Source organism: Candidatus Protofrankia californiensis, assembly GCF_900634765.1.
Taxonomy (GTDB): Bacteria; Actinomycetota; Actinomycetes; order Frankiales; family Frankiaceae; genus Protofrankia; species Protofrankia californiensis.
Map to the genome: position 1 here is coordinate 1 of NZ_CAAAFT010000444.1, position 3,359 is coordinate 3,359.

The window sequence follows — 3,359 nt, forward strand, 5'->3', positions numbered from 1 at the left end:
TCCCGACATGGGCCTGCGGCAGGTCCAGCCTCCCTGGTCACCGCAGGTCTCGGAAGGGTGCGGAACTGTCGTCCACCTCCGGCAACCAGCGGCATCAGGGCATCAACCTCGGCGTTCGGGGCGTTCGGGGTAAGGGTAACGGTAGTGCGCCGCCCGAAGCCAGCAGACTCGGGCGGCGCGGCGGCCGTAGCGGGCGGAACAGGCGGGATTGCCGGACGGCAGCCCTCCGGCGTGAGCTGTCCGGTGCGCGTTCTAGATCTCGGTGACGCTGCCGCCGACAGCAGTGATCTTCTCTTTGGCCGTTGCGGAAAAGGCGTGGGCGCGCACGCTCAACGCGATCCCGATCTCCCCGTCACCCAGCACCTTGACCAGAGCATTGCGGCGGACGGCACCGGCGTCAACAAGATCATCAACGCCGATCTCGCCACCGTCGGGGAACAGTTCGGCAAGAATCGCGACGTTGACGACCTGGTATTCGGTGCGGAACCGGTTCTTGAAGCCCTTGAGCTTGGGCACCCGCATGTGCAACGGCATCTGGCCACCCTCGAAGCGGGCCGGAACCTGCTTGCGGGCCTTCGAACCCTTGGTGCCGCGACCGGCGGTCTTGCCCTTGGATCCCTCACCACGACCGACACGGGTCTTGGCCTTGTGGGCACCCGGAGCGGGCCGCAGGTGATGGACCTTGAGGCCACGTCCCCGTCGGGCATCGGCGGTCTCCGGCTCGGTTGCCTTGGTCAGCTCGCTCATGCATCCACCTCCTCGACCTTGACCAGATGAGTCACGGTCGCGATCATCCCGCGCACCTCTGGACGGTCGTCCCGTTCGGTCGTCGCGTTGATCCGGCGCAGGCCGAGGGTCCGCAACGTTTCACGCTGGTTACGGGTCCCGCCGATCTCCGAACGGATCTGTGTGATCCTGAGACGGGCCATCAGAGACCGGCCCCGACCGTGCGGGCACGCAGCATCGCCGGCGGCGCCACGTCCTCGATGGGCAGACCCCGCCGGGCTGCGATCTCCTCAGGGCGCATCAGACCCCGTAGCGCCGCAACAGTGGCGTGCACGATGTTGATGGGGTTCGACGAGCCGAGCGACTTCGACAGGACGTCATGGACGCCCGCGCACTCAAGCACCGCGCGGACCGGGCCGCCGGCGATGACACCGGTACCCGGGGAAGCCGGCTTCAGGAGCACGACCCCTGCCGCGGCCTCGCCCTGGATCGGGTGCGGGATCGTCGAGCCGATCCGCGGCACCTTGAAGAAGTGCTTCTTGGCCTCCTCCACACCCTTGGCGATGGCGGCCGGCACCTCCTTAGCCTTGCCGTAGCCGACGCCGACGGTGCCATCGGCGTCCCCGACCACGACCAAAGCGGTGAAGCTGAAGCGCCTACCGCCCTTGACGACCTTTGCCACCCGGTTGATGGCGACAACCCGTTCGACGTAGGCGTTCTTGTCCTGCGCCGGACCGCCGCCCTGGCGGTCGCGGCGTTCCCGACGGTCAGAGCCGCCGGAGCCGCCTCCGCGGCGCTGCTGGCCTGGCATCAGTCAATCTCCCTGTTCGTTGAATGTCCGCGCGTGGAAGGCCGAGGCATCAGAACTCCAACCCGCCTTCCCTGGCGGCGTCCGCCAGCGCGGCGATACGCCCGTGGTAGGTCCGACCGCCGCGGTCGAAGACCACCGTGGTGATCCCGGCCTTGCGGGCGCGTTCGGCGACCAGCTGGCCGACGGCCTTCGCGTGGGCGGTCTTGTCGCCGTCCACGGTACGCAGCGCGGCGTCCAGCGTGGACGCCGAGACCAGCGTGTGGCCGGCGAGGTCGTCCACGACCTGGGCGTAGATGTGACGGGCCGAGCGGGTGACCACGAGTCGCGGGCGGGTGGGAGTACCCGCCACCTTCTTGCGTATCCGCACGTGCCGGCGAAGCTTCGCCGTACGCCGCTGAGCGCTGACACTGACAGCCATGATCCGTTCCTCTACTTCCCGGACTTGCCGACCTTGCGGCGGACGACCTCGCCCTGGTACCGCACGCCCTTGCCCTTGTACGGGTCGGGCTTGCGGAGCCGCCGGATCTTGGCTGCCACCTCACCGACCTGCTGCTTGTCGATCCCGTGGATGACGAAACGGGTCGGCGTCTGCACCTCGAACCTGATGCCCTCGGGAGCCTTCACCGCGACCGGGTGGCTGAAACCGAGAGCGAACTCCAGGTCGGAACCCCGAGCCTGCACGCGGTAGCCGACACCGACGATCTCAAGCGTCTTGGAATATCCGGCGGTGACGCCGGTCACCATGTTCGCCACGAGGGTGCGGGTCAGACCGTGCAGCGCACGCGAGCGACGCTCGTCGTCCGGACGGCTGACGAGCAACCGGCCGTCCTGTGCGCTGACAGTGATCGGCTCTGCCACCGAGTGACTGAGAGTGCCCTTGGGGCCCTTGACCACGATCTCCGGGCCATCGACGGAGATGTCCACACCGCTTGGCACCGGAATCGGTAGACGTCCGATACGTGACATCGCGCGACTCCTTACCAGACGTAGGCGAGGACTTCCCCGCCTACCCCGCGCTTGTTCGCCTGTTTGTCGGTCAGCAGACCCGACGACGTGGAGATGATCGCCACGCCAAGCCCACCCAGCACCTTGGGAAGGTTGGTCGCCTTCGCGTAGACCCGCAGGCCCGGCTTGCTGATGCGCTTCACACCGGCGATGGACCGCTCCCGGTTCGGGCCGTACTTCAGCTCCACGACAAGGGACGCGCCAACAGCCCCGTCCGGTGGCTCCTCAACGTGCCACCCGGCGATGTACCCCTCCTGCTGGAGGATTTCCGCGATATGCGTCTTGATCTTGCTGTTCGGCATCACCACCTGATCGTGGTATGCCCGGTTGGCGTTGCGGACACGAGTCAGCATGTCCGCAATCGGATCTGTCATCGTCATGGGGCTGGAACCTTCCTCGCGACGGTTCCCCGCAGCACAGGTACGGGGCCTACCGCGAACGGTGGGTGGTGTGCGTCAGCTGCCGGAGCCTTCGCCGACGTCGGTACAGTTCGCCATGCAACGACTAGCAGTGCGTCTAGCAGTGCGTCTAGCAGTGCGTCGTACTGACGGACAGCGGTACGGCCGCTACCACGAGCTCTTGGTGACCCCGGGGAGCTCGCCGCGGTGCGCCATCTGCCGCAGGCAGACCCGACAGAGGCCGAACGCCCGGTAGACCGACCGCGGACGCCCGCACCGCTGGCAGCGGGTGTAACCCCGCACACCATACTTCGGCTTGCGGATCGCCTTCTCAATCAGTGCTTTCTTCGCCATCTGACCTGTTTCTTCCAGGGCCTCCGGCCGTGCGAAAAAATCATCGCACGGCCTTTGGCCAACAG

Annotated in this window: 7 protein-coding genes; all 7 read right to left on the minus strand. The window is 67.0% G+C overall.

What is annotated here, in order from left to right:
• Window positions 1–252: 252 nt before the first annotated feature.
• On the minus strand, window positions 253–747 hold the full coding sequence (gene rplO / locus DD1DGNOD_RS22925; protein WP_131771015.1) for a 50S ribosomal protein L15: 495 nt from the start codon (window positions 745–747) through the stop codon (window positions 253–255).
• Window positions 744–929 (minus strand): 50S ribosomal protein L30, encoded by a 186-nt coding sequence (rpmD, locus tag DD1DGNOD_RS22930; RefSeq protein ID WP_131768520.1) that lies wholly within the window; start codon window positions 927–929, stop codon window positions 744–746. The genes rplO and rpmD overlap by 4 nt, the downstream gene beginning before the upstream one ends.
• Window positions 929–1,537: a 30S ribosomal protein S5 gene (rpsE, locus tag DD1DGNOD_RS22935; protein WP_131768521.1), complete on the minus strand. Its 609-nt coding sequence runs from the start codon at window positions 1,535–1,537 to the stop codon at window positions 929–931. The genes rpmD and rpsE overlap by 1 nt, the downstream gene beginning before the upstream one ends.
• A 49-nt stretch (window positions 1,538–1,586) precedes the next feature.
• Window positions 1,587–1,955: a 50S ribosomal protein L18 gene (gene rplR / locus DD1DGNOD_RS22940; protein WP_131768522.1), complete on the minus strand. Its 369-nt coding sequence runs from the start codon at window positions 1,953–1,955 to the stop codon at window positions 1,587–1,589.
• An 11-nt stretch (window positions 1,956–1,966) separates the two neighbouring features.
• Window positions 1,967–2,503, minus strand: a complete 537-nt coding sequence (gene rplF, locus DD1DGNOD_RS22945) for a 50S ribosomal protein L6 (protein ID WP_131768523.1) — start codon at window positions 2,501–2,503, stop codon at window positions 1,967–1,969.
• Window positions 2,504–2,514: 11 nt separating this feature from the next.
• Window positions 2,515–2,922 carry a 30S ribosomal protein S8 gene (gene rpsH / locus DD1DGNOD_RS22950; protein ID WP_131768524.1) on the minus strand — a complete coding sequence of 136 codons (408 nt, stop codon included), beginning with the start codon at window positions 2,920–2,922 and terminating at the stop codon, window positions 2,515–2,517.
• Window positions 2,923–3,108: 186 nt separating this feature from the next.
• The gene (locus DD1DGNOD_RS22955) at window positions 3,109–3,294 is read right to left on the minus strand and encodes a type Z 30S ribosomal protein S14 (protein ID WP_131768525.1); all 186 of its coding nucleotides are present in this window, start codon (window positions 3,292–3,294) and stop codon (window positions 3,109–3,111) included.
• Window positions 3,295–3,359: the final 65 nt, after the last annotated feature.

Coding starts and splice junctions, on each gene's coding strand:
- rplO (WP_131771015.1), bottom strand. CDS start 747: ATGAGCGAGCTGACCAAGGCAACCGAGCCGGAGACCGCCGATGCCCGA.
- rpmD (WP_131768520.1), bottom strand. CDS start 929: ATGGCCCGTCTCAGGATCACACAGATCCGTTCGGAGATCGGCGGGACC.
- rpsE (WP_131768521.1), bottom strand. CDS start 1,537: ATGCCAGGCCAGCAGCGCCGCGGAGGCGGCTCCGGCGGCTCTGACCGT.
- rplR (WP_131768522.1), bottom strand. CDS start 1,955: ATGGCTGTCAGTGTCAGCGCTCAGCGGCGTACGGCGAAGCTTCGCCGG.
- rplF (WP_131768523.1), bottom strand. CDS start 2,503: ATGTCACGTATCGGACGTCTACCGATTCCGGTGCCAAGCGGTGTGGAC.
- rpsH (WP_131768524.1), bottom strand. CDS start 2,922: ATGACGATGACAGATCCGATTGCGGACATGCTGACTCGTGTCCGCAAC.
- DD1DGNOD_RS22955 (WP_131768525.1), bottom strand. CDS start 3,294: ATGGCGAAGAAAGCACTGATTGAGAAGGCGATCCGCAAGCCGAAGTAT.